The sequence below is a fragment of the Flavobacterium litorale genome (assembly GCF_019613795.1).
Taxonomy (GTDB): domain Bacteria; phylum Bacteroidota; class Bacteroidia; order Flavobacteriales; family Flavobacteriaceae; genus Flavobacterium; species Flavobacterium litorale.
This window is the reverse complement of sequence record NZ_CP080429.1, coordinates 1,175,238-1,200,622: the sequence shown is the minus strand read 5'-3', so window position 1 is coordinate 1,200,622 and position 25,385 is coordinate 1,175,238. Positions and strand designations below refer to the sequence as shown.

General features: G+C 37.9%; 21 protein-coding genes and 1 pseudogene. 13 read left to right on the top strand and 9 right to left on the bottom strand.

Going from position 1 to position 25,385, the window contains the following annotated elements; genetic code table 11:
* Positions 1–117: 117 nt before the first annotated feature.
* The 6 genes from K1I41_RS05330 to K1I41_RS05305 all read left to right on the top strand — a co-directional run bounded on the left by K1I41_RS05330 (position 118) and on the right by K1I41_RS05305 (position 7,778).
* Positions 118–2,934 (top strand): TonB-dependent receptor, encoded by a 2,817-nt coding sequence (locus tag K1I41_RS05330; RefSeq protein ID WP_220641648.1) that lies wholly within the window; start codon positions 118–120, stop codon positions 2,932–2,934.
* A gap of 136 nt (positions 2,935–3,070) precedes the next feature.
* Positions 3,071–4,198, top strand: a complete 1,128-nt coding sequence (locus K1I41_RS05325; RefSeq protein ID WP_220641647.1) for a beta-helix domain-containing protein — start codon at positions 3,071–3,073, stop codon at positions 4,196–4,198.
* Positions 4,199–4,315: 117 nt separating this feature from the next.
* Entirely contained in the window at positions 4,316–4,657 is a 342-nt protein-coding gene (locus K1I41_RS05320; RefSeq protein ID WP_220641646.1) for a T9SS type A sorting domain-containing protein, read from the top strand.
* A 110-nt stretch (positions 4,658–4,767) separates the two neighbouring features.
* Positions 4,768–5,640, top strand: coding sequence for a T9SS type A sorting domain-containing protein (locus tag K1I41_RS05315; RefSeq protein WP_220641645.1), 873 nt, complete (start codon positions 4,768–4,770; stop codon positions 5,638–5,640).
* Positions 5,641–5,765: 125 nt separating this feature from the next.
* Positions 5,766–6,716, top strand: coding sequence for a T9SS type A sorting domain-containing protein (locus K1I41_RS05310; RefSeq protein ID WP_220641644.1), 951 nt, complete (start codon positions 5,766–5,768; stop codon positions 6,714–6,716).
* 81 nt (positions 6,717–6,797) lie between these two features.
* The gene (locus K1I41_RS05305) at positions 6,798–7,778 is read left to right on the top strand and encodes a LuxE/PaaK family acyltransferase (RefSeq protein ID WP_220641643.1); all 981 of its coding nucleotides are present in this window, start codon (positions 6,798–6,800) and stop codon (positions 7,776–7,778) included.
* Between the two features lie 51 nt (positions 7,779–7,829).
* On the opposite strand, the gene tyrS is transcribed toward K1I41_RS05305, so the two are convergent.
* Positions 7,830–9,131 (bottom strand): tyrosine--tRNA ligase, encoded by a 1,302-nt coding sequence (gene tyrS, locus K1I41_RS05300; RefSeq protein ID WP_220641642.1) that lies wholly within the window; start codon positions 9,129–9,131, stop codon positions 7,830–7,832.
* Between the two features lie 102 nt (positions 9,132–9,233).
* Between tyrS and K1I41_RS05295 the strand changes: the two genes are divergently transcribed.
* Complete coding sequence (locus tag K1I41_RS05295) at positions 9,234–10,244, top strand: NAD-dependent epimerase/dehydratase family protein (protein ID WP_220641641.1); 1,011 nt, start codon at positions 9,234–9,236, stop codon at positions 10,242–10,244.
* An 8-nt stretch (positions 10,245–10,252) separates the two neighbouring features.
* Here the strand turns inward: K1I41_RS05295 and K1I41_RS05290 are convergent, their stop codons facing one another.
* From K1I41_RS05290 to K1I41_RS05280, 3 genes are read right to left on the bottom strand one after another with little or no spacing between them, the layout of a single operon-like run.
* Positions 10,253–10,705, bottom strand: a complete 453-nt coding sequence (locus K1I41_RS05290) for a DUF4296 domain-containing protein (protein ID WP_220641640.1) — start codon at positions 10,703–10,705, stop codon at positions 10,253–10,255.
* Between the two features lie 7 nt (positions 10,706–10,712).
* Entirely contained in the window at positions 10,713–12,053 is a 1,341-nt protein-coding gene (locus tag K1I41_RS05285) for a dihydroorotase (RefSeq protein WP_220641639.1), read from the bottom strand.
* A gap of 8 nt (positions 12,054–12,061) precedes the next feature.
* On the bottom strand, positions 12,062–12,784 hold the full coding sequence (locus K1I41_RS05280) for a polyprenol monophosphomannose synthase (RefSeq protein WP_220641638.1): 723 nt from the start codon (positions 12,782–12,784) through the stop codon (positions 12,062–12,064).
* Between the two features lie 105 nt (positions 12,785–12,889).
* Between K1I41_RS05280 and K1I41_RS05275 the strand changes: the two genes are divergently transcribed.
* Positions 12,890–13,558, top strand: coding sequence for a DUF4271 domain-containing protein (locus K1I41_RS05275; protein WP_220641637.1), 669 nt, complete (start codon positions 12,890–12,892; stop codon positions 13,556–13,558).
* Between the two features lie 15 nt (positions 13,559–13,573).
* Positions 13,574–14,320, top strand: coding sequence for a uroporphyrinogen-III synthase (locus K1I41_RS05270; protein WP_220641636.1), 747 nt, complete (start codon positions 13,574–13,576; stop codon positions 14,318–14,320).
* Between the two features lie 143 nt (positions 14,321–14,463).
* Here K1I41_RS05270 and pckA read toward each other — a convergent pair whose 3' ends face one another.
* Positions 14,464–16,065: a phosphoenolpyruvate carboxykinase (ATP) gene (pckA, locus tag K1I41_RS05265; RefSeq protein WP_220641635.1), complete on the bottom strand. Its 1,602-nt coding sequence runs from the start codon at positions 16,063–16,065 to the stop codon at positions 14,464–14,466.
* A gap of 78 nt (positions 16,066–16,143) precedes the next feature.
* The gene (locus tag K1I41_RS05260; protein WP_220641634.1) at positions 16,144–16,530 is read right to left on the bottom strand and encodes a DUF423 domain-containing protein; all 387 of its coding nucleotides are present in this window, start codon (positions 16,528–16,530) and stop codon (positions 16,144–16,146) included.
* Between the two features lie 107 nt (positions 16,531–16,637).
* Between K1I41_RS05260 and K1I41_RS05255 the strand changes: the two genes are divergently transcribed.
* Positions 16,638–18,008 carry a saccharopine dehydrogenase family protein gene (locus K1I41_RS05255; RefSeq protein ID WP_220641633.1) on the top strand — a complete coding sequence of 457 codons (1,371 nt, stop codon included), beginning with the start codon at positions 16,638–16,640 and terminating at the stop codon, positions 18,006–18,008.
* A 302-nt stretch (positions 18,009–18,310) separates the two neighbouring features.
* Here K1I41_RS05255 and K1I41_RS05250 read toward each other — a convergent pair whose 3' ends face one another.
* The 3 genes from K1I41_RS05250 to leuS all read right to left on the bottom strand — a co-directional run bounded on the left by K1I41_RS05250 (position 18,311) and on the right by leuS (position 23,180).
* Positions 18,311–19,006: a zinc metallopeptidase gene (locus K1I41_RS05250; protein ID WP_220641632.1), complete on the bottom strand. Its 696-nt coding sequence runs from the start codon at positions 19,004–19,006 to the stop codon at positions 18,311–18,313.
* Between the two features lie 104 nt (positions 19,007–19,110).
* Positions 19,111–19,797, bottom strand: a complete 687-nt coding sequence (locus K1I41_RS05245) for a hypothetical protein (RefSeq protein WP_220641631.1) — start codon at positions 19,795–19,797, stop codon at positions 19,111–19,113.
* Positions 19,798–19,904: 107 nt separating this feature from the next.
* Positions 19,905–23,180, bottom strand: coding sequence for a leucine--tRNA ligase (gene leuS, locus K1I41_RS05240; protein WP_220641630.1), 3,276 nt, complete (start codon positions 23,178–23,180; stop codon positions 19,905–19,907).
* Positions 23,181–23,339: 159 nt separating this feature from the next.
* Here leuS and K1I41_RS05235 point away from each other — a divergent pair, with 159 nt between their 5' ends.
* From K1I41_RS05235 to K1I41_RS05225, 3 genes and pseudogenes are all read left to right on the top strand, one after another.
* The gene (locus tag K1I41_RS05235) at positions 23,340–24,212 is read left to right on the top strand and encodes a cell division protein FtsX (protein WP_220641629.1); all 873 of its coding nucleotides are present in this window, start codon (positions 23,340–23,342) and stop codon (positions 24,210–24,212) included.
* A 43-nt stretch (positions 24,213–24,255) separates the two neighbouring features.
* Positions 24,256–24,489 (top strand): annotated as a pseudogene (locus tag K1I41_RS05230) (DUF3098 domain-containing protein); the annotation flags it as partial.
* An 86-nt stretch (positions 24,490–24,575) separates the two neighbouring features.
* Complete coding sequence (locus tag K1I41_RS05225) at positions 24,576–25,385, top strand: undecaprenyl-diphosphate phosphatase (protein ID WP_220641627.1); 810 nt, start codon at positions 24,576–24,578, stop codon at positions 25,383–25,385.

Sequence of the window (25,385 nt, the reverse complement as noted above, 5' to 3'; positions counted from 1 at the left end):
AACCATTATTTAATCTGTTAACTATTTTGTAACATAAACCAAATTCAAAGGTAACCTTTTCGTAACATAGCATTTGAAAGGTTAAAGTTTCTTTGCATGAAAAATAAACACAACACAATGAAACTCAAATTTGCTCTTATCACCCTGTTTTTCTTTACGTTAGGTTTTTCGCAAAACAACGCGACTATTACAGGAACCATAACCGATAAGGATTTAAACAACGAGACGTTACCCTTTGCCAGTATTGCTCTTAAAGGAACAAATATTGGAACCAACAGTGAAATGGATGGAACGTATACCCTAAAAATACCTGCAGGAACACATACTGTAGTTTTTGGTTTTTTAGGTTACGAAACTATTGAAGTACCTATTACCATTGCTGCTGGAGAAACCAAAACCATAAACCAAGCCATGTCCTCTACTAGCGTACAGCTTAATGATGTGGTTATTGAAAAAACGATTAGCCGCGAAAAAGAATCGGCGCTATTGCTAGCACAAAAAAAGGCGGTTGAAATTAAGCAGAGTATTGGTGCACAGGAAATGGCACGAAAAGGAGTTAGTGATGTAGCAACCGCAGTATCTAAAACCACAGGTATATCCAAACAAGAAGGTTCGGGTAGTGTATACGTACGTGGGCTTGGCGACCGTTATAACCTTTCTACAATGAACGGACTCCCATTACCTTCCAACAATCCTTCTAAGAAAAATATTCAGTTAGAAATATTCTCATCAGATATTGTACAATATATAGGTATTGATAAAACGTACACTCCTAAAAACTATGGTGACTTTGCTGGTGCAAACATCGACATCGCATCTAAAGACTATAAGGGAAATGGTTTTTTTGAAATTAGCATTGGTACGGGTTTTAATAGTAATGCTTTAGAACAAGATAATTTTTACCTGCAAGACGGGCCTAATTTTACAGGTTTTACAAAACAAGAACAACCTGCTACAGGTTTAGCTAGTTATGGCTTTGAGACCAGCTGGAGCAGAGAAAAAATTGCTACACCACTTAATACAAGCATTTCTGTTAAAGGTGGCGATTCTTACGATGTAAGCGAAGAAGGTAGAATGAGCTTTTTTGCAACAGGTTCTTTTGATAGCCAATACGGTTTTAGAGAAGGTCCTGCACGTGGTGGTGTAAGCTCGCAAGGTATTGCACGTAAAGATCTTGACTTTTTTTCGTACGATTATAATACCAATACTACGTTAATGGGTAACCTTAGCTACAGAATTGATACTAATAATAAACTTCAGTTCAACTCACTATACATTAACTCCACCAAACAAAATCATGAAGAGTATTATGGTATAATTGATATTTTTGATAACGCACCTAATGGTGGGGGTGTTGTACGACGCTCTACCTTTGAGAGAACAGGTTTGTATGTAAACCAGCTTTTGGGTACAAATAAATTTGATGAGCGTTTTGATATTGAGTGGGGTGTATCGTACAACCACGTAAACAACTCTATGCCAGACAGGATGCAAAATACACTTCGTCCTGTTGATGATAATGGCGACCTTAGCGTAACGCAACTAAACGACCTATCTAATGCTGACAACCATAGGTATTTTCAGGATTTAAAAGAAAATGAAGTAGCTGCTAACATATTTACAAATTACAAGTTTAGCAAAAACGATGAGGATAACTACAGGGGTAAACTTACGGTTGGTTATAGTGGTCGTATAAAAACAGTAGATTTTGAAGCTACTCAGTACAACTTCCAGCTTGCTCCAAATAATGTTACACAACCAGTAGTAACACTTGAAACACTTGACGATTACTTTGTTCAGGAAAATCTTATTACTCCAGAAAACCCCGATGGCTTATTCAGAATTGTAACTTTTAGAGGTAACGCTGGGTTTGCTGGTGCTTTGCGCCCACAAACATACAACGGAGACCAAAGTATACATGCTGGATTTGTTTCTGCAGAGTATAAATTATCACCAAAACTTACCATGATTGCAGGTGTTAGAGCTGAGGTAATAAGCCAGAGTATTGAATTTGACACCTCTATTATACAAGGGGAAAACGAGCTTAACACAACAGAGATATTACCTAGCTTAACGTTTAAATACGAATTAAACGAGAAGCAAAACTTAAAGTTTGCAGCTAGTAAAACATATACACTACCACAGTTTAAAGAGCGTGCACCTTTCCTTTACGAGGAGGTTATACAAACCTATATTGGTAATGAAGATTTATATGCATCAACAAACTACAACTTTGATTTTAAATGGGAAATGTTCCCGAAATCTACAGAGATAATCTCATTTACAGCATTTGGTAAATACATTGAAAACCCTATTAACGAAGTAGTAATTGCATCAGCAACCAACGATGTATCGTGGGTGAATAGTGGCGAAAAAGCTATTGTTATAGGTGGTGAGTTTGAAGCACGAAAAGATTTATTTGATTTTAAGCATGGTGAGGACAGTATGTTTAGTAACGCCCTTTCGGTAGGTGCTAACGTTACCTACATGTACCATAACCAAGATTTTGATGCAGAGAAAGTAGCACGTGAAAATAACCTGAGCGTAGGCTTTACAAACGACGAAGGCGGACTAACGGGAGCATCTGATTTATTGGTAAATGGTGATGTAAGCTATAATTACGATTTTGATAACGACAGAAACCTTATGGCTACTGTAGCGTACAACTATTTTTCTGATAGGCTGTATGCAATTGGTACAAACAACAGAGGTGATTTAGTTGATAAGGGTGTTGGTATGCTGGACTTTATATTTAAATCCAGTATTACTAAAAACCTTAGTCTAGGCCTCTCCTTACGAAACTTATTAGACCCTACTGTAGAACGCGTACAAGAGGTGGATACTAGCGTTGGTACAATTGGCAGTGATGAGGTTGAAGTAATATCGTATAAAAAAGGAATCTTTGGCAAGTTATCAGTAACCTACAGTTTCTAACATAACACTATATTAACAAACAAAACTACCGAGTGCGATTTATTTAATAATCGCTTAATGTTTACATAAACAGTGATTAATCCATTAGAGATAGTTTTGCCACAATAATTTAATACTTAACTTAAAAACACAACAGATGAAAAAATTGCTTTTATCAATGCTTGCAATATCAGCATTAGCAGTTACATCATGCAGCAGCGATGATGACAACAATGATAACAATACTGTTATCGATCCTACAAATTTCCAAGGAACTTTAAATGATGGTGATGTAGCTACACTTGATGCTAGCCAAACTTACACACTTACAGGTTCTTTCGTAATTAGAGATGGTGCTACACTTACTATTCCTGCAGGTACAAGAATAGAAGCACAAGGTGGTACAAGTGCATACATTGCAGTAGCACAAGGTGGTAAAATAAACATTAATGGTACAGCCAATAGCCCTGTAGTAATGACATCTGGTTCTTCAACTCCTGCAGAAGGTGATTGGGGTGGTTTAGTAATTTGTGGTCGTGCAAATACAAACAAAGGTGGTTCTACAGGTCAAACTGCAACTTCAGAAGTTGGTAACCTTACTTACGGTGGAACAACTAATAACGATTCTTCAGGAAGCATCCGTTACCTAAGAGTTGAGTACACTGGTGCTACTTTTAATGGTGAAAAAGAATTTAACGGAGTATCACTTTTCGGAGTAGGTTCTGGAACAACTTTCGAGTATGTACAGTCTTACAGAGGTGGTGATGATGGTATCGAGTTCTTTGGTGGTGCTGTAAACGGTAAATACCTTGTAGCTGTAGAAAGTGGTGATGATTCTATCGACTTTGCTGATGGATGGAGTGGTACTGGAGAGTACTGGTACATTGTTGACGGTGCAAGAGCTGGTATAGAAGGTTCTAACAACAGTGACGATGCTAATGCTATGCCTAAAACAACAGCTACACTTAGAAATATCTCTGTAGTAGGTGGCGGTACAGAAGGTGGTATCTTCATTAAAGAAGGTGGTGGTATCTGGACTGTAGATAACTTCTACATTAAAGATTTTGACCTAGGTATCAACATTAAAGATGCAGATAGCGATCCAGTTGCTAACGCTCACATTGTTGCAGGTGATATTACATTCACAAACGTACAGTTTGATGGTGTAACTACAAACAGTGCATACATAGGCGATGAAATGTTCTTTACTACAACAGACAATGCAACAGGTGCAGGTAGTGGTGCTGAAACACCAGCATGGGCTGCAGGTTGGACAAGATTCTAATAAAAAGAATTACAAATATTCTTAAATATTACAATACCCTCTCAATATATTGAGAGGGTATATTTTTGGTACACTATTTGAAATATATTTTATATATTTACCAAATCAATCAAAATCATGGCAAAAAAATATTTATATATCGCTGCCTTACTACTATCATTACTTACTTTCAGTGCAAATGCACAAGAAAATAATGGTGCAATTACTAATGGTGCCAACCAAACCATAGAAGGATTAAATATATACCCTAACCCTGTAAACAATACCGATAGGATTTATATTACCTCTAAAAATATGCAGAGTAAAGAAATACAAGTGTATGACGTGCTCGGAAAAAAAATACTACAAACTATAATTAGCGGTAAAGAGTTAAGCATATCAGCACTAACTCCAGGAGTTTACATTATAAAAATTAAAGAAGGGGACGCTACATCCACAAGAAAACTAATTGTTAAGTAGTTAGCGTACCATATTATACACTTAAAAGCTGCTTAATTTTATCGTATTTTTTCATTCAAATCATTTTTGTTGTTATATTTGTTATATAAAATAACTAAAACGTTCATAATATGAAAAAACTTTACACACTAACTCTATTAATGGCAGCAAGCTTTTCGTTTGCACAGACACCTATAATTACGGGTATTCTTGATGGAGATTGCCCAGGAGGACATCCAAAAGCCATTGAAATTTACGCAAACGGTACTGTAGATTTTTCTAACTACTCACTAGAAAATCAAGCAAACGCAAATACTACTTGGGGCAACACCTTAAGCCTTTCAACTTTTGGCACAGTAACAGATGATTTTATTTACGTTGTAAATGCAGATACCAATGATGCTTTTTCAAGTGAGTTTGCAGACATACCATCATCAAAAATATTCGTTACTGGTACAGAACAAGAGGACCCTAAGCCATTAAGTGTTAATGGTGATGACAGATTAAGAATTGTTGATGCAGCAATGACCGTAATAGACCAATTTGGTGAGGATGGTGTTGACGGTACAGATACTGACTGGGAATACAAAGACTCATGGGCCAGAAGAATGGATAATACAGGACCTGATGGTGCAGCATTCAATACTAATAATTGGACATTTGGGGGCGTAGGTACGCTAGATGGACTTGGAGCGTGCCAAGGTGGCGATGCTTTTTCAACCATAGTACCGTTTGGAGATTACAATGCAACAGCTAATGTTGAGCAAAATAAGCTTGAAAGCTTGAAAATGTACCCTAACCCACTTACAGGAAATATTCTTAATATAACTTCTAATGCTAATACTACTAAAACAATAGCTATTTACGATGTGTTAGGAAAACAAGTTATAAATACCGTTACTGAAAACGGAATGGTTAACGTTTCTGACTTAACTGCTGGCGTTTACATTGTTAAAATTACCGAACAAGGCAAAACAGCTACCCGAAAACTAGTAGTTAGATAATTTTACACCCAATAAATATACTAAGCACCTCAATAGAGGTGCTTTTTTATTAAATAACAATTTAGAAACATACAGTATATCACGGTTTGATACATTTGCAGAAAACATTTTAAAAACACATGAAAATGAAAAAATTTTACTTTTTAGCACTAATTCTGTTTTCTGCTACTGCATTTGCACAAAATAGTGTTGTAATTACTAGAGTTATAGATGGTACACTACCACATGGCGGATGTAATGAAGCAGATGGCAACTTTAGCCCTAGAATTGTTGAAATGTATGTTACAGGAACAATTGATTTTAACAATTATAGACTTCAGGCAGAATCTAACGGTGCAGCCAACCAAGATGCCATTAACTGGAGCAACGGTCACTTCTTATTTGGTTTAGGCGAAGTTACTGATGCTTTCGTATACTCTGTTAACATCCCAGAAGATTTTGATACAGGCAATCCATTTTACGAAGAAGGTGTACTACCAATTTTTACCGAAATGTATCCTGACATTCCAGAAAACAGAATGCTTATCAGTAAATTTGGTATAAGTATGAATGGAAATGATGCTATACGATTAGCCATTTACAATGGTGATAACTTGGTAGAAGTTGTTGACCAGTTTGGTAACCCTTTTGATGTTACTGATGGAAGCGACTTTTCAGCTGCTTGGGCATACCGAGATAGTTACGCTTCCCGAAACAATGGTTTAGCTGCTAACGGTGGTAACTTTGATGCTAGTACCTTTAACTATGGCGGTAATGACGATTTAGATAATGCTACATGTGCCGAATTTATAGATGCTGTAGGTTTAGGAACTTTCAGTACATTATCTACCACTAGTTTTGATGCCATTGCAGGGCTTACAATGTACCCAAACCCATTATCAGGAAACATCCTTAACATAACATCGGCTACTAATGCAACCAAAGCTGTAGCAATATACGATGTATTGGGCAAACAAGTTATAAACACAACCGTTGCAAACCAAACAGTAAACGTTGCCAATCTTACAACTGGTGTTTACATAGTAAAAATTACTGAAGAAGGTAAAACGGCTACCCGAAAATTGGTAGTAAAATAATCGTATTTTAAATATTCTTTAAAAAGCATCCCACAACGGGGTGCTTTTTTATTTTATACCTTTGCCACAAAATAAATTGTGTTGATTACTGCTCAGGATATATTTAGCATCGCCTCGAAAAAAGAATTCGAAAAAATTACATTAAAAGTTTTTCGGCATCAGTACGATAACAATACGGTATACCAAAACTTTTGTAATTTACTGGATAAAAGCAAACAGAACGTAAAGAGTATTAAAGATATCCCTTTTTTGCCCATACAATTTTTTAAAAACAATAGGGTTGTAAGCAATCTGGAACCTATAGAGATAACGTTTACCAGCAGTGGCACAACAGGCAGCAGCACGAGTAACCATTACGTAACCGATTTAAATTACTACAAGCAAAGCTTTCGGCAAACATTCTCACAATTTTATGGCAATATTGAGGATTATACCGTATTAGCACTACTACCCTCTTATTTAGAACGCGAAGGAAGCTCACTCATATATATGGTTAGCGATTTAATAGAAAGCGCTAACAACCCAAATAGTGGCTTTTATTTGCATAACTATAATGAACTTATTACTAAGTTAACTACGTTAGATAAAGAAGGAGAAAACGTACTGCTTATAGGAGTAACCTATGCCCTACTCGACCTCATCGAAATACAACCATTTCAACTTAATAATACTATTATTATGGAAACGGGTGGCATGAAAGGGAAACGCAGAGAAATGATACGCGAAGAGCTACACGAATTACTGTGTAATGGTTTTGGAGTAAGTAAAATCCACTCCGAGTATGGTATGACAGAGCTTTTATCGCAAGCCTATTCGTTGGGTGATGGTATTTTTGAATGCCCGCCTTGGATGGATATTTTTATTAGAGATACCGAGGATGCACTTAGCTATGTAGATTACAACAAAACAGGCGGCATAAATGTTATTGATTTGGCAAATATTAATTCCTGCTCGTTTATTGCCACGCAAGATTTAGGTAAAAAATACACCAACCAAACTTTTGAGGTATTGGGTCGATTCGATAATTCGGATATTAGAGGGTGTAATCTTATGGTATTATAAAATCAAAAAGTTCTTATAACAAAACAGTGGGGTAATTACCCCACTGTTTTGTTATTGTACGTTTAGTATGTAATAATTCTTTTTCCCTTTTTGCAGGAGTACGAACTGATTATTTATCAAATCATCATTAGTAATAATATAATCCTCTTTAACCTTAGCCCTATTTACCGAAATGGAGTTTTCTTTTAAAGCCCGTCTGGCTTCTCCATTCGATTTTAAAAAGTCCGATTTAGCAACAAAGGCATCTACAATAGTTACACCCGCCTCTATATCGTCCATGTTTATTGCTGCTTGTGGTACACCATCAAATACTTCTAAAAATGTAGTACTATCTAAGGCTTTTAAATCGTCCGCACTCGATTTACCAAATAGTACATTAGAAGCCTGTATTGCTTTATTAAGCTCTTCTTCGGAGTGTACAAACACGGTTACCTCTTCAGCCAATTTCTTTTGTAATATTCTAGCATGGGGTGCTTCTTTATGTTCGGCAATTAACTGCTCTATTACATCTTTTGGTAAGAAAGTGAATATTTTAATGTATTTTTCAGCATCTTCATCAGTAGTATTTATCCAAAACTGATAAAATTTGTATACTGATGTTTTATCGGCATCAAGCCATACGTTACCACCTTCTGATTTCCCGAATTTAGAGCCATCAGCTTTTGTAATTAACGGACACGTCATGGCGTACGCTTTATTAGCACCTTCTTCGTTCATACGGCGTACCAGCTCCGTACCTGTGGTAATATTCCCCCACTGGTCACTACCACCAAGCTGCAGCATACAGTTATGGTGTTTGTGCAAATGGTAAAAATCGTAACCTTGTATTAATTGGTAAGTAAATTCTGTAAAGGACATACCAGAACCTGCTTCGCCTGTAAGGCGTTTTTTAACCGAGTCTTTCGCCATCATGTAGTTTACGGTAATACGCTTACCTACATCGCGCGCAAAGTCAATAAACGAGAATTCCTTCATCCAATCGTAATTATTAACCAAAACAGGAGCATTAGCATCGGTACTGTCAAAATCTAAAAAGCGAGAAAGCACACTTTTTATCCCTGCAACATTTTTTTCGAGTGCAGCTTCATTTAGCAAATTTCTTTCGTCCGATTTACCCGATGGATCACCAATCATACCTGTTGCACCACCTACAAGTGCAATAGGTTTATGGCCGCATTTTTGCAGATGAACTAATATAATAATGGGCACAAGACTACCAATATGCAACGAGTCAGAAGTAGGATCGAAGCCAATATAAGCGGTCGTCATTTCCTTATTCAATTGCTCTTCTGTTCCTGGCATCATATCGTGCACCATGCCCCTCCATTGTAATTCTTCTACAAAATTTTTCATGCTTTTCGTTTATTGAGCTGCAAAAATACAAACTTGCGTTAACATGAGTCAAAAAAAGTAATCATCTGGCGGTTTTTATACTGTAAAAAGTATTTTTGTAGTATGATATTAGTAACGGGCGGAACAGGTTTGGTAGGAGCACACCTATTGCTCCAATTGGCAGCGGGCAAAAAAGCAGTGCGCGCGCTATACCGTAGCGAGGCTAGTAAAGCCAAAACAAAATTACTTTTTGAGCATTATAATAAGAGTATTTTGTTTGAAAAGATAGTATGGGCAAAAGGCGATATTACCGATATACCAGCGTTAGAGGAAGCTTTTGCCAATGTAACACATGTGTACCATTGCGCCGCCTACATCTCGTTTGACCCTAGTGATGAGGAGTTACTCCGAAAGGTAAATATAGAGGGTACTGCTAATATTGTAAATTGTGCGCTGGCTTTTGGGGTACGAAAGCTATGCCACGTTAGCTCGATAGCTGCATTGGGCGACCCCAAAGAGAATGAACCTACTATTACCGAAAAAACCGAATGGAATCCCGAAATGCGCCATAGCGATTATGCCATAACAAAACATGGTGCCGAGATGGAAGTGTGGCGGGGCGGGCAGGAAGGGCTTGAAGTTGTAGTTGTAAACCCTGGGCTTATATTTGGTTATGGTTTTTGGACACAGGGTACAGGCAGGATGTTTAAAGCAGTTTGCAAGGGGCAATACTTTTACACTAAAGGGAGTTGTGGTGTGGTAGCTGTAGAGGATGTTGTTGGGATTATGCAACTACTTATGCGTGCTGATGTTACTGGAGAACGATACACACTTGTAGCAGGACAATTATCGTACAGGGAAATATTATTTGCTATTGCTGATGGTTTGGGTAAAAAACGACCTACAATATATGCATCGCGTGCACTAACATCTGTAGCGTGGCGCTTGGATTGGCTACTTGCCAAAATAGCACAACGCAAACGACTTATGACGCACGCTATGGCAAAAGCATCGCACAATCATGAAAACTATGATAATAGCAAGATTATAGCTGTATTGGATTATAAGTTTACCGAAGTAAAACAGTACATAAAGCAACTAGCAAGCACTGCTTCAAGTTCCAAACATTTATAAGAGTCTGCTTAATTTTTGAGATCTTGAGCTTCTACCTTAATGCTATTTTTAAGCGTATCTATCTCGGTAATTTTATTTTTAGCTTTATCAATAGAATCCTGTTTTGCTTTAGCCAGTACCGCTTCTTCAATAGGCTCTTTTTCCTTTTTTATCCTTTCTGTTACACGTTTATGAATACGATCGTAAACATCCAGTTGTGTAGCGTAATAATTATGGTTTTGCACAAAAGTAGTACTATCAATATCATACTTAGCATACACATAGTTACCTGTGGTAATATTATTATCATTTAAGGTTTGTGGTTTAAACGACCGCATGGATTGCAGCAATGTAATATCGTACAGTATATCAACCATCTCATCTTCTGTGAGTAGTTTTTCAGGTTTTTCTGGAGTAACACTATGGTCGTTGCAAGCAACAACCATAAGTGCTAGTAGTATACCAAGTGCTATTTTCTTCATAATAGTATTACCTGTTAAAAAGCAAACGCTCGCCGCATTGTATGTTTTTAACTTTAAAGTTATTGTACACCAATTGCCCGTTTACAAACGTATGCGTTATTCTGGATTTAAAGTTAGCCCCCTCAAATGGAGACCATCCGCATTTATATAAAATGTTCTCTTTCTTTACATTCCAAGGTAAACCTGGGTTTACTAAAACCAAATCGGCATAGTACCCCTCGCGTATAAAACCACGTTTTTCTACTCTAAATAATTTGGCAGGGTTATGCGCCATTTTTTCTACAATACGCTCTACTGATATTTTATTTTGATGATGCGCCTCAAACATAGCCACTACAGCGTGTTGTACTAATGGTCCTCCTGATGGTGCATTGGTGTACGGGTTTTGCTTTTCCTCTAAAGTATGCGGAGCATGGTCGGTAGCAATAACGTCGATTCTATCATCCAATAATGCTTTCCAAAGCCCTTCTCTGTCTCCTGCAGTTTTAACCGCAGGATTCCATTTTATTAATGAGCCTTTTTTGTCGTAGTCCTCATCTGTAAACCATAAATGGTGTATGCACACCTCTGCAGTAATTTTCTTTTCTTCTAGCGGAATTTTATTGGTAAACAGTTCCGTTTCTTTAGCCGTAGATAAATGGAACACGTGTAGCCTTGCTCCTGTTTTTTTAGCCAATGCCACAGCTCTTGATGATGATATATAACATGCCTCCTCACTACGTATTAGTGGGTGGTATTTCATCGGGATATCATCGCCGTACTGTGCTTTGTATTTTTCTAGGTTTTCGCGTACCGTAGTTTCATCTTCGCAATGGGTTGCGATGAGCATATCCGTATTCGAGAATATTTTTTCTAAAACCGCCTCATCATCCACCAACATGTTCCCTGTAGATGAACCTAAGAAGAGCTTAATACCCGCTACGTTTTTAGAGTTAGTTTTCATTAACTCCTCTAGGTTATCGTTTGTACCGCCCATCATAAAGGAGTAGTTGGCATACGATACTTCGGCAGCCCTTTGGTATTTTTGTTCCAGCAATTCTTGGGTTACCGCGTTGGGTACGGTGTTGGGTTGCTCTATAAACGAGGTTATACCTCCTGCTACAGCAGCACGCGACTCGGTTTCTATATTCCCTTTGTGGGTAAGTCCTGGCTCCCTAAAGTGTACTTGGTCGTCTATTGCTCCTGGTATAAGGTAATTGCCTTCGGCATCAATAATTTGTATGTCTGATGTTTTAGGACTTATACTGGAGCCTATTTCTTTTATAAATTTATCTTCAATTAAAAGGTCACCTTCAACAATTGTCCCCTCATTTACAATTCTGGCATTCTTTATTAAAATCCTCTTCATGTTTGTATTTATAGCTTATTTAGCATTTTTTTTATTCGTAGTGCTATAACGCCTAATATAGCTTCTTTAATAATGGCATTACTCATTTTAGACTCGCCTTTGGTGCGGTCGGTAAATATTATGGGTACTTCTACCTGTACAAATCCTTTGGCAAAAGCGCGGTATTTCATTTCTATCTGGAAAGCGTAGCCCACAAATTTTATTTTGTTAAGGTTTATACTCTCTAATACTTTTCGTTTGTAACAAATAAATCCTGCAGTAGCATCGTGTATTTGCATGCCCGTTATAATTTTAACGTAAACCGATGCGTAATAGGATAGCAACACTCGGCTTAGCGGCCAATTTACAACATTTACACCTGTACTGTAGCGCGAACCAATTGCCATATCGGCACCATTGCAGCAGGCTTTGTATAATCGTTCAATATCTTTAGGATTATGCGAAAAATCGGCATCCATCTCAAAAATATATTCGTACTCCCTAGCTATAGCCCATTTAAAACCATGTACGTAGGCAGTACCTAAGCCCGATTTGCCTGCCCTTACCTCTAGGTGTAACCGCCCTGTAAATTCGCCTTGCAGTTGTTTTACTGTGTTTGCTGTACCGTCGGGCGAGTTATCATCTACTACCAATACATCAAAGTGTGTACTTAGTGCAAATACTGCTCTTAGTATGGCTTCGATATTTTCAATTTCATTATACGTAGGAATTATAACAACGCCATCGCTCATGGGTAACAATCTATTTTGGTACAAAAATAATGCATTTCTAACGTCAGTTACACATTTAATGTATAATAAAAGTTTTCAACACAAAAATTAGTAATTTTACGCCCTATGATATCTTTGATTTTTAACGAGCGTACTCTGATTGGTAAGGACTGGGCAACTTTTATTTTTATTGCCTGTTTTGTGCTAATTGCCGTAACTAAAACTACGTGGGGAACTCGTTTTTCTGACTTTATGCGTCTTGCCTATTCCGACAAATATATGAAGATATACAAGGACAGTAGTAATGTATTGAGCGGTTTTACAGTAACGCTATTTGTAATACAAATTATATCGTTGAGTTTTATTGTTCAGTTTGTACTGAGCTATTATGAGCTTACCACAAAAACCAACTGGGTAACGTTTATACAATTATTTACCTTTATTAGTGTTTTTATATTAGCTAAATACCTTATAGAAAAGATAATAGCTACTTCTTTTAATATAGAAACCTTTAGCGAAACCCTAAATTTATACAAAGTTAGCTACCGTACCTATATAACACTATTGCTACTACCTGTTACCATTATTTTATTTTATAATACTGACCCTAAACCTTTTATAGTATATAGTATAATTGGGTTATTGGTTATTGCCAATATAATATCCTACCTTGTTTCGATAAGATTGTATCAAAGTCTGATACTTAGCAAATTGTTCTATTTTATTTTATATCTTTGCACTCTTGAAATAGCACCCTATTATTTCATGTATTATTGGTTTACGAACAGCAAATAAAAGACATATAATAATATGAAAGTGAAAACAATTTTGGTTTCACAACCGGAACCTAAAGTAGAAAATTCACCATACTTCGAATTGCAGCAAAAACTGAAAGTGAAAGTCGATTTTAGACCGTTTATTCATGTTGAGGGTGTAAGCGCGAAAGATGTAAGACAGCAGAAAATTGACCTTAACGATTATACTGCTATTATTCTTACGAGTAAAAATGCTATAGACCATTTTTTCCGTGTAGCAGAGGAGATGCGCTACAAAGTACCAGAAACCATGAAGTATTTCTGCCAGAGCGAAGCGGTAGCGTTTTACCTCCAGAAATATGTAGTGTACCGTAAGAGAAAAATTTATGTGGGGCAAAAAGGTTTTGCCGATATGGCTCCGCTTATTAAAAAATATAAAGACGAGAAGTTTTTACTTCCTGCATCGGACCAATTGAATGATGATGTACCATTAACATTAGATAAATTAAAGGTTAACTGGACACAAGGTATGTTTTACCGCACGGTAATGAGCGACCTATCTGATTTGAAAGATGTATACTATGATATATTGGTGTTTTTTAGCCCTACAGGTATAAAATCGTTGTTTAAAAACTTTCCTGATTTTAAACAGAATAATACGCGTATAGCTGTTTTTGGAAGCACTACACAAAAGGAGGCATTAGATAATAACCTACGCATAGATATTATGGCACCTGCGCCACAAACTCCATCTATGACTATGGCATTAGAGAAATATATAGTAGAGGTTAATAAAAAATAACCTACACTCATTACAATACAGAAAAAGCTACCCTAGGGTAGCTTTTTTTATATCCAATATAATGTAATAACTAATGAGAATAATATAAAATAAAAAAACCGCCCCATCACAGGCGGTTTTTCGCATCTATTCTAAAATCACACTTATGCCAATGGGGCACCTGCCAAAATTTCTTCGTTAGCAAATTCCTCAAACTTGGCAAAATTCTTCTTAAATGCTTCAGCAAGTTCTTGCGCTTTAGCATCGTATGCTTCTTTATCTTTCCACGTATTACGCGGATTAAGTATCTCTGCTGGTACGTTAGGGCACGTTTGTGGTTTTGCTAAACCAAATACTTGGTGTACCTCAAAACCTACATTATCAAGTTCTCCGTTAAGAGCAGCAGTAATCATAGCCCTAGTGTATTTAAGTTTCATTCGGCTACCTGTACCATAAGCACCGCCTGTCCAACCTGTATTTACAAGCCATACATTAACGCCAGATTCTTTCATCTTAGCACTAAGCATTTCTGCATATTTAGTTGGGTGTAATGGCATAAACGGTGCACCAAAACAAGCCGAGAAGTTAGGTTGTGGCTCGTTTACTCCTGCCTCTGTACCTGCAACTTTAGCGGTGTAACCCGATATAAAGTGGTAGGCTGCCTGACCTGGTGTTAGCTTAGATATTGGAGGCAATACACCAAAGGCATCTGCTGTAAGGAAAAATATATTTTTAGGATTTTTCCCGATAGAGCCTGGTTGTATATTATCTATATGGTATATTGGGTAACTTACCCTTGTGTTTTGTGTTATCGAAGTATCTTCAAAATCTACCTCGTTGGTACCTTCTTTAAAAATAACGTTTTCCAGAATTGCACCGCGCTTAATAGCTCTAAAAATATCAGGTTCGTTTTCCTCTGTAAGGTTAATTACTTTTGCGTAGCAACCACCCTCAAAGTTAAATACGGTATTCTCGTTTGTCCAACCGTGCTCATCGTCACCAATTAGTTTACGATCTGGGTCGGCAGAAAGTGTTGTTTTTCCTGTACCTGACAAACCGAAGAAGATTGCTGTGTCGCCATCTTCACCCACATTTGCACTACAGTGCATTGGCAGGGTATTTTTATCTACTGGTAAAATAAAGTTTAAGGCAGAGAATATACCTTTTTTCATTTCACCGGTATAACCTGTACCACCTATAAGTGCTATTTTACGTGTAAAGTTTAGTATTGCAAAGTTGTGCTGGCGCGTACCATCCTCCTCTGGGTTGGCCATAAAGCTGGGTACACATACTACATGCCAATCGGCAGCAAAGTTTTCTAGTTCGGACTCTTCTGGTCTCAGGAACATGTTGTGGCAAAATAAATTCGACCAAGGAAATTCGGTAACCACACGTACATTAAGCCTGTAGTTAGGGTCTGCACATACATAGCTATCACGCACATATACCTCTTTGCCCGATAAATATTCTGTTACCTTATTGTAAAGTGCATCAAACTTATCGCTATCAAAAGGTAGGTTTATGTTGCCCCACCATACTTTATCTTCGGTAATACTATCTTTAACTATAAATCTATCCTGAGGCGAACGCCCAGTAAACTCGCCAGTATTAATAGCAAGAGCCCCAGCAGCACTCTCTACACCATATCCTTTTTCGATAGATATATCATGTAACTGGTCTGGAGTTAACTGATATTTAACATCCGCGTTCTTAATTCCCATGCTGTCTAACGAAATCGATTTCGTGAAAAGACCGTAATTCTCCATAACTTTATGATTAAGTTGCATTGTTTCAAAGGGCAAATGTAAAAATAATTTTTTAGATAGTGTAAAATTAGAATTATTTTATCCCTTTCGTTTCATTATGTTTAATAGTAATACCAACCAAGCTACAATTAATAACAATCCTCCAATAGGAGTAACAATACCTAATTTTTTAAAGTCGAAAGAAAACAGCTCATTACAAGCTAAAAAGTAGATGGAAACCGAAAAAAACAGCACTCCAATTACCGTTAATATAAAGGTAATTTTTTTTGCTTTTTCCGAAGCTAATGGCGTTGTACCAACAAACAATAAAAAAAGCGCATGGTACATTTGGTAGCGTACACCCGTTTCAAAAGTCATAAGCATTTCAGGTTCAATACGTTTTTTGAGCCCGTGAGCACCAAAAGCACCCAGTGCTATTGCAACGATACCCAACACCAAAGCGGTAACTAAAATTTTTCTGTTCATTTTATGATAATTTATAAGGTAAAATTAAAAAGTTTATAGAAATTTACACCCTAAATATTTTTATAAATATAACAAATCACTACATTCGTGTTATAAATAAATGAGCTATGAGGCATATTTTAATTATTGGGGCAGGGCGTTCAGCTACATCGTTGATTGAATACCTGTTGCAAAAATCGGAAGCCGAAAACTTGCACATCACTATTGCCGATCTTTCGGTAGCATTAGCAGAAAAGAAAACTAACGGACACCCAAGAGCTACCCCTATTGCCTTTGATATTTTTAACGAGGAGCAGCGTAACACACATATAGGTAATGCCGATATTATAATATCTATGCTACCCGCGCACCTGCACTATGAGGTGGCTAAGGATTGTGTTAAGCATAAAAAGAATATGGTTACGGCATCGTACATAAGCCCTGCCATGCGGGAACTTGATGCTGAAGTGAAAGCCAACGACCTTATTTTTATGAATGAGATTGGGCTTGACCCTGGCGTAGACCACATGAGTGCTATGAAGATTTTGGATGAAATTAGAGCAAAAGGTGGTAAAGTACTGTTATTCGAATCGTTTTGTGGAGGGCTTGTAGCACCAGAGTCGGATAATAACTTATGGAATTATAAGTTTACTTGGAATCCGCGTAATGTTGTACTAGCCGGGCAAGGTGGCGCTGCAAAGTTTATACAAGAGGGTAAGTACAAATACATACCCTACAATAAACTATTTAGGCGTACAGAATTTATGGAGGTAGAGGGCTTTGGTCGTTTTGAGGGCTATGCCAACCGCGACTCTTTAAAATACCGTAGTGCGTACGGGCTAGATGATGTACTAACCCTTTACAGAGGTACACTGCGTAGAGTGGGATACTCTAAAGCGTGGAATATGTTTGTGCAATTGGGTATGACGGATGACACGTATATTATTGAAGATTCGGAAAACATGAGTTACCGCGAATTTGTAAATGCATTTTTGCCTTATCATCCTACCGATTCGATAGAGCTGAAGTTACGCCACATTTTAAAAATTGACCAAGACGATATACAGTGGGAAAAGCTGCTAGAACTTGATATTTTTAATGATGATAAGACAATAGGTATTAAAGATGCTACTCCTGCAAAAGCGTTGGAAAAAATATTGTCGGAAAAATGGACGCTCAGCCCAGAGGATAAGGATATGATAGTGATGTACCATAAATTTGGGTACGAGCTTAACGGAAAAAAGAAACAAATAGATGCTAGCATGGTGTGCATTGGCGAAGACCAAACCCATACTGCAATGGCAAAAACGGTAGGACTACCCGTAGCCATGGCAGCATTACAAATACTAAATGGTAATATTACGCTAAAAGGGGTACAATTACCTATACACAAACAAGTATACGAGCCTATACTTAAAGAACTCGAAGAATTTGGGGTTATTTTTCACGAAAAAGAAGTTCCTTACATGGGGTATAACCCCGATAATGTAGCGAGCTAACCCTAATTAACTAACTCAAACTTTTTTTAACCTCCCTGAATGTAAATTTCGGGGAGGTTTTTTTTATATACGGGTAATTGTACGCGTATTAAAAACCCGTATTGTTGCGTATATAAAAAATAACTATTATCTGTAATTTTGGAATGTAGCAGAAAAACAACGTAATACAAATTCTTGTTGTGATAGGAATTACTAGATTGTAACAAACTCTTTAAATTTTAAGGAGCAAGACTAATTTACCAATTGCAAAAGCCACCTAGTTATAGGTGGCTTTTATTTTGTAGTGTAAAATTTAACTGTACTTAATCTCTACCGCCAAATACTAAAAAAGCCCAATATAACAATGATGCCAAAGCACCAAGCGCTGCCACTACATAAGTACGTGCTGCCCACTTAAGCGAATCGGCTGCACCTGCATACTCTTGTTGTGTAAGCATGTTTTTAGTTTTTAGCCATTTTAAGGCCTTGTTACTCGCATCGTACTCTACAGGTAGGGTAATAAAACTAAATAATGTAGCAATACCCATTAGTATAACCCCTGCCACAGCAATGTAATACCCAAAACTAAATTGTGTACCGAAACCAAGCACTAAACCAATTAAAATTAATGGACCCGATAATCGTGATGCTACATTAACCGCAGGTACTAAATTAGACCGTAGCTTTAACATGGTATAGGCATTGGCATGCTGCACGGCATGCCCTACCTCGTGCGCTGCTACGGCTGCCGCGGCTGCGTTGCGCTGGTTATAAACAGCTTCGCTTAAATTTACCGTTTTGTCGGTAGGGTTATAATGGTCGGTAAGCCTACCTGACGTCGAGATTACCTTAACATCGTAAATACCATTATCGTTTAACATTTGCTGCGCAATTTCGGCACCACTCATACCATTACGAAGGTGTACTTTGGAGTAATGCGCAAATTTTGATTTTAGGCGGGCACTTACCAAATAGCTGGCTAATGCAATTGCGCCCAGTAATATATAATATCCTAACATTGTTGTTGTTTTTATTTGTTTACACGGAAATATACCGCAAATTTAAAGCCAATCTGTACAGATTGGCTTTAAAAATATTTCTGTCATGTTTTTTAACATTGTTGCTAAAAAAGCAGTGCAAGCTTGGCATAAAAACGCCCCTGTACGTCCTCCCTAAAGTCATTAGCTACATTGGCAAAATCTGAACGCCATTTGCCATTTATAGCGGAGAATTCGTACCCTACGTTTAATCGTATTGGAAATGAGCTTTTTTGAAATGCTCCAAATGCTATTGACGGACCTACGTAAAACTGCTCGTTATATAAGCTAATATGCCCTGTATGAGTACTGGGGTTTAAATCATTCAAATCAATTACATTGCCCCTACTGTATAAATTGAACCTGTTATTGAGGTACGAAAGATCGACACCTCCCGATAGGAAAAAGTTTTCTGTGCTATAGGGTATGTAATGCCCCCTAAGTTTAAAGCCAAAAGCTACTGACTGTATCCTGTCGGTACTAGTTCTTTCATCCATAAAAGCAGTATTAATTTCAAAGTCCATTAATAACTTTGTACCCTTTACCATATATCCGAAAGTAATTTCGGGCATAACATTGTTCAGTTCTGGCATACCTGCAGCAGCAAGGTTTTCGTTTATTTTATAATCGTTGGTTACGGCAACACCTGCGGCGAAATACCAATTTAAGACCTTATCGTCATCGTTGGTGTCTGAGTAAGTGGTTTCTTGCGCTAAAGACATAAATGGAATGCCTATTACACACACTACAACAAATAATAGAGTTTTTTTCATAATAGTATAGGTTTTACGTATTGATTAAATTTGACTAACCAAACCACGTGCCAAAACCTGCTTTATTTAATACTAAACGAGCATAGCTACTAAAATTTTCTGAAAAATTATCCCACAATATTGATGATTTTGCCAGGTACTATAATTACCTTTTTAGGCTCGCGTCCGCCGAGTTGTTGTTGTGTACGCTCATCAGCAAGTATGGTTTTTTCTATTTCGTCTATTGGCATATCCAAGGGTAATTCTATTTTAAAACGCATTTTACCGTTAAACGATACAGGGTATTCTTTACTGCTTTCTACCAAATGTTGTGGGTTAAACTCTGGGAATGGCACTTTGGCAATGCTACCCGTATTGCCCAATTGGCTCCATAACTCCTCTGCAATGTGGGGTGCATAAGGCGATATTAATATTGCTAATGGCTCCAGTATGGCGCGTTCGTGGCATTTAATAGCGGTTAACTCGTTAACGGCTATCATAAACGAACTTACTGAGGTATTAAACGAGAAATTCTCGATATCTTCCTGTACTTTTTTAATGGTACGGTGCAGTATTTTGTAAGCCTCTTTGCTTGGCTCGTTATTGGTAACAATAAGCCCGTTATCGTTACAATACAACTTCCATAATTTTTTAAGAAAACCTGAAACACCTGTAATACCTGCGGTATTCCAAGGCTTGGCTTGCTCAAGTGGACCAAGGAACATTTCGTACATACGCAGGGTATCAGCACCATACTGCTCGCAAATATCATCGGGGTTTACTACGTTAAACCAACGTTTTGACATTTTCTCAACTTCTCTACCTACAATATATTTGCCATCTTCAAGAATAAATTCAGCACCCTTAAACTGAGGCATCCAATCTCTAAGTCTATCTATATCTATTTCATCAGAAGCGTTTACAATGTTTACATCAACACGCAACTCTTCCACCTCGTAATCTTTCTTAAGATTCTTAGAAACATACTTATCAGTTCCAGAAACTCTATAAACAATGGCGCTAGTACCCAATATCATTCCTTGGTTAATCAGTTTTTTAAAAGGCTCATCTTGTAGTACAAAACCTCTGTCTTTTAAAAACTTATTCCAAAAACGGCTGTATAGTAAGTGCCCTGTAGCATGCTCGCTACCGCCTATGTATAAATCTACATTTTGCCAATAGCTTTGGCTTTCTTCGCTTACAAATTCGTTTTCGTTATGGGCATCCATATAGCGCAACCAGTACCACGAGCTACCAGCCCAACCTGGCATAGTGTTTAGCTCTAGCGGGAAAATAGTTTGGTTATCTATAAGGTCGTTATCTACTACTTTATTTTGGGTAGTACTCCACGCCCATGTTGTTGCGTTACCTAATGGTGGTTGCCCATCTTCGGTAGGTAAGTATTTTTCTACTTCGGGTAAACGTATGGGTAAATGCTCGGTAGCTATCATTTGCGGCATACCGTTTACATAATATACTGGAAAGGGTTCTCCCCAATAACGTTGGCGGCTAAATACAGCATCGCGCAGGCGGTAATTGGTTTTACCCATACCCTGCCCTATTTCTTCTAGAGCTGCAATAGCTTTTTTAGTAGCTGCTTTATAATCTAATCCATTAAGGAAATCAGATTTTTGTAGCGTTACATTATCCTTACTTGCGTAAGCTTCTTCGCTACTATCTACTCCTGCAAAGATGTCTTTTATCTCGATGCCGAAATGTTTAGCAAAGTCATAATCGCGTTGGTCGCCACAAGGTACTGCCATTACAGCCCCCGTGCCATAGCCTGCCAGTACATAATCGCCTATCCATATCGGTACAGGTTCTTTGGTAAACGGATGCTCAGCATACGCTCCCGTAAACACACCCGATATGGTTTTTACATCTGCCATACGGTCGCGCTCGCTACGTTTTGCCGTTGCTTCTATATATTGCGCTACAGCTTCTTTTTGCTGGGGTGTTGTAATTTCGGTTACCAATTCGTGCTCGGGTGCAAGCGTCATAAAACTAACGCCAAAAATAGTATCAGGGCGTGTTGTAAATACTTCTATTTGCCTCACCCCCGACCCCTCTCCATCGGAGAGGGGAGCACGGCTATTTTCGTAGGATGCTCTTTCGTTTAATACTGTTTTAATTGAATTGATTACTTGTTCTGAACTGTTAATAACCTCATCGTTAGTAAACCGAATTACCTTAAAGTTATGCTTTTGCTCCAGTTCTAGCGTGCGTGCTTCATCCAGTTCTACTTGTTCTATAGTACTGTGATAACCACCATCAACTTCAATTATAAGTCGCTTTTCAAGACAAACAAAATCTGCTATAAAAACTCCAATAGGATGCTGCCTTCTTATTTTATAGCCCAATTTTTTATTCCGAACAGCTTCCCAAAGCAATGCTTCGGCAGGTGTCGGCTCTTTTCGGTTACTACGAGCATTAGCTACAAGTTGTTTAGCCATACTGCTATCAGCCGTCATATAACCCTGATTAGCCTTTTCCGTTACCCTCTTCGCTGGAGAGGGGCTAGGGGTGAGGACATTAAAAGTTACCGCTGCCCCTACCGATTTCCCTATCCAATTGCGTTGGCTTTCCTTTAACGATTCCGTCCAGTCAATTGTATTTAACCCTTCTAGTAAACGCTCGGCATACGCCGATATACGCATACTCCACTGGGTCATTTTTTTACGGACAACAGGATGCCCTCCCCTTTCCGATACGCCATTTACAATCTCATCGTTGGCTAAAACTGTACCTAGTGCAGGGCACCAATTTACTTCAGTCTCGGCAAGGTAGGTAAGCCTATATTGTAGTAATATTTTTTCTTGTCGCTCTTTACTATAACCATTCCAGTCGTTTGCTGTAAATGGCTCAATATTATCATCACAAACCGCGTTAATACCCTCGTTACCGTTGGATTCAAACTTTGCTATTAGTGTGCAAATGCTTTCTGCTTTATTGGTATCGTTATTATACCATGAGTTAAACAGTTGAATAAATATCCATTGTGTCCACTTATAATATTCAGGGTTGGAGGTGCGTACCTCTCTATCCCAATCGAATGAAAAACCAATTTTGTCTAACTGCTCGCGGTAACGCTTAATATTTGTTTCGGTAGTAATAGCGGGGTGTTGCCCTGTTTGTATGGCATACTGCTCGGCAGGAAGCCCAAAACTATCGTACCCCTGCGGGTGCAATACATTAAAACCTTGGTGGCGTTTGTAGCGCGCATAAATATCAGACGCAATATACCCTAGCGGATGCCCTACGTGTAGCCCCGCCCCCGATGGGTAAGGAAACATATCGAGCACGTAATATTTTGGTTTATCCGTAGCATCTTCTGCCTTAAAAGTCTTGTTATCTGCCCAGTATTTTTGCCACTTGGCTTCTATTGCGTTTGGGTTGTATTTCATTTTGTTTTAGTCGCTTATGTTCTTAGCTTATAAGGTATAAAAAACCTCAATTCTGTATGGAGGGCAAATTTACGTTTATTGTACGAAAGTGGAAACTTTGCCCGTTATAAATTATGTTTACCAAATTTCTTTATTATTTTTACCGCTAAAATATAGTTTATGGCATCATCCTTTGAAAAATTCCAGAAAAGACGGCTTATTTCTTCGTATTTTTCGGTGGTACTTAGTATTTTTATTGTACTAACTTTACTTGGGGCGCTGGGGCTTTTTGTGATTAATACCGAGAAAATATCGAGCTATGTGAAAGAAAACATCCCGATGACGGTATTTTTTAAGAAAGATGCTACTGACGATGCCATGCAGGCGTTTGGCAACAACTTAAAGGAGGCGACCTATATAAAGGATTTTGTATATGTTTCTAAAGAAGAGGCAGCGCAAAACAACAAGGATATTATGGGCGATTATGAATCGCTTTTGGATAGTAACCCGCTGCTGAATTCGTACGATATTCACCTAAAAGGAAACTACGTACAAACCGATAGTATTAAGGATATTGAAGTTGCCATAAGAGCCAACCCCATAGTTGCCGATGTAAGTTATGACCTTGTACTGGTAGAAATGGCAAACGATAATATAAAAACCATAACACTTTGGATACTTATAATTAGTGGTATACTAGCATTTGTTGCCATGCTACTAATTAATAGTGCCCTCCGATTATCCATATACAACCACCGTTTTACCATAAAAACCATGCAAATGGTAGGTGCTACCAAATCGTTTATCCGTAAGCCGTTTGTATGGCGTGGTATCAAACTGGGGCTAATAGGCTCGTTGCTGGCTATTGGTGCATTGCTATGGTTTGTATATTACCTAGACGCCGCATTACCCGTACTTAATATTTGGGAAGATTGGATGCCTACTGCCATTGTATTTGGTGGTGTACTTGCCTTTGGTATTATTATAACGGCAATAAGTACTTTTTTTGCAACACAACGTTTCTTGAATTTAAGAACTGACGACTTATATTAAGGCAATAGCCATAAGGCAATAATAAAAACATGACACAAAACGGATGAAAAATAATAACGAAATAAAAACGCATTTTTTGTTTGAGAAGCTGAATTATAAAATACTCCTAATGGGTTTGGGTGTAATTGCATTGGGCTTTTTATTAATGGCAGGTGGCGGTAGCGACGACCCTAAAGTGTTTAGCGATGCTATTTTTAGCTTCCGCAGAATACGCCTTGCACCTACCGTAGTAATTATTGGGTTTGGTATTACTATATATGCCATACTTAAAAACCCCAATAATGATAACACTACCGTTACGGAAAGCGAAACAACTTTTCCGAAAGACCAGCCCATTAAAAACTTTAAAATCAAAAAGAAATAATGGATTTTTATCAGGCTATTATTATTGCCATTATTGAAGGACTTACAGAGTACCTGCCCGTTTCATCTACCGCACACATGATTTTTGCCAGCTCGTACTACGGCATTCAGGAAGACGATTATGTAAAACTATTTCAGGTATCCATACAGTTTGGGGCAATATTAGCCGTAGTAGCGTTATACTGGAAAAAGTTTTTCGATTTCACCAAATTCAATTTTTATATTAAACTTGCAGCAGCCGTTGTACCTGCCTTAGTACTCGGATTATTGTTTGACGACCTTATAGAAGAAGCCTTGGGCGACCCTGTACCTATTGCTATAGTACTTATAGTAGGTGGTGTTATACTTTTATTTATTGAAAACTTTTTTAAAAATCAAACCGTAAAAACCGAAGAGACTATTACCATAAAAAAAGGGGTAGCCATTGGTTTTTGGCAATGCCTTGCCATGATGCCTGGTACAAGCCGTTCGGCAGCCTCTATAATTGGAGGTATGCAACAAGGGTTAACGCGCGAAACCGCAGCAGAATTTTCGTTCTTCCTTGCCGTACCCACTATGGCAGCCGTAACCATTTACTCTATTTTTCTTAAAAGTTACGAGCAAACAGGGCTTAAAGGGTACGAGTTACTCACACAATCGGCAGAGAACCTTACCATGTTCCTTATGGGTAATGTAATTGCTTTTATTGTAGCCATTATAGCTATTAAGGGTTTTATAGGTTTTATTAAAAAGTACGGTTTTAAACCTTGGGGATGGTACCGTATAATAGCAGGCGCACTACTGTTAGCCTACTTTACAATATATAAATAA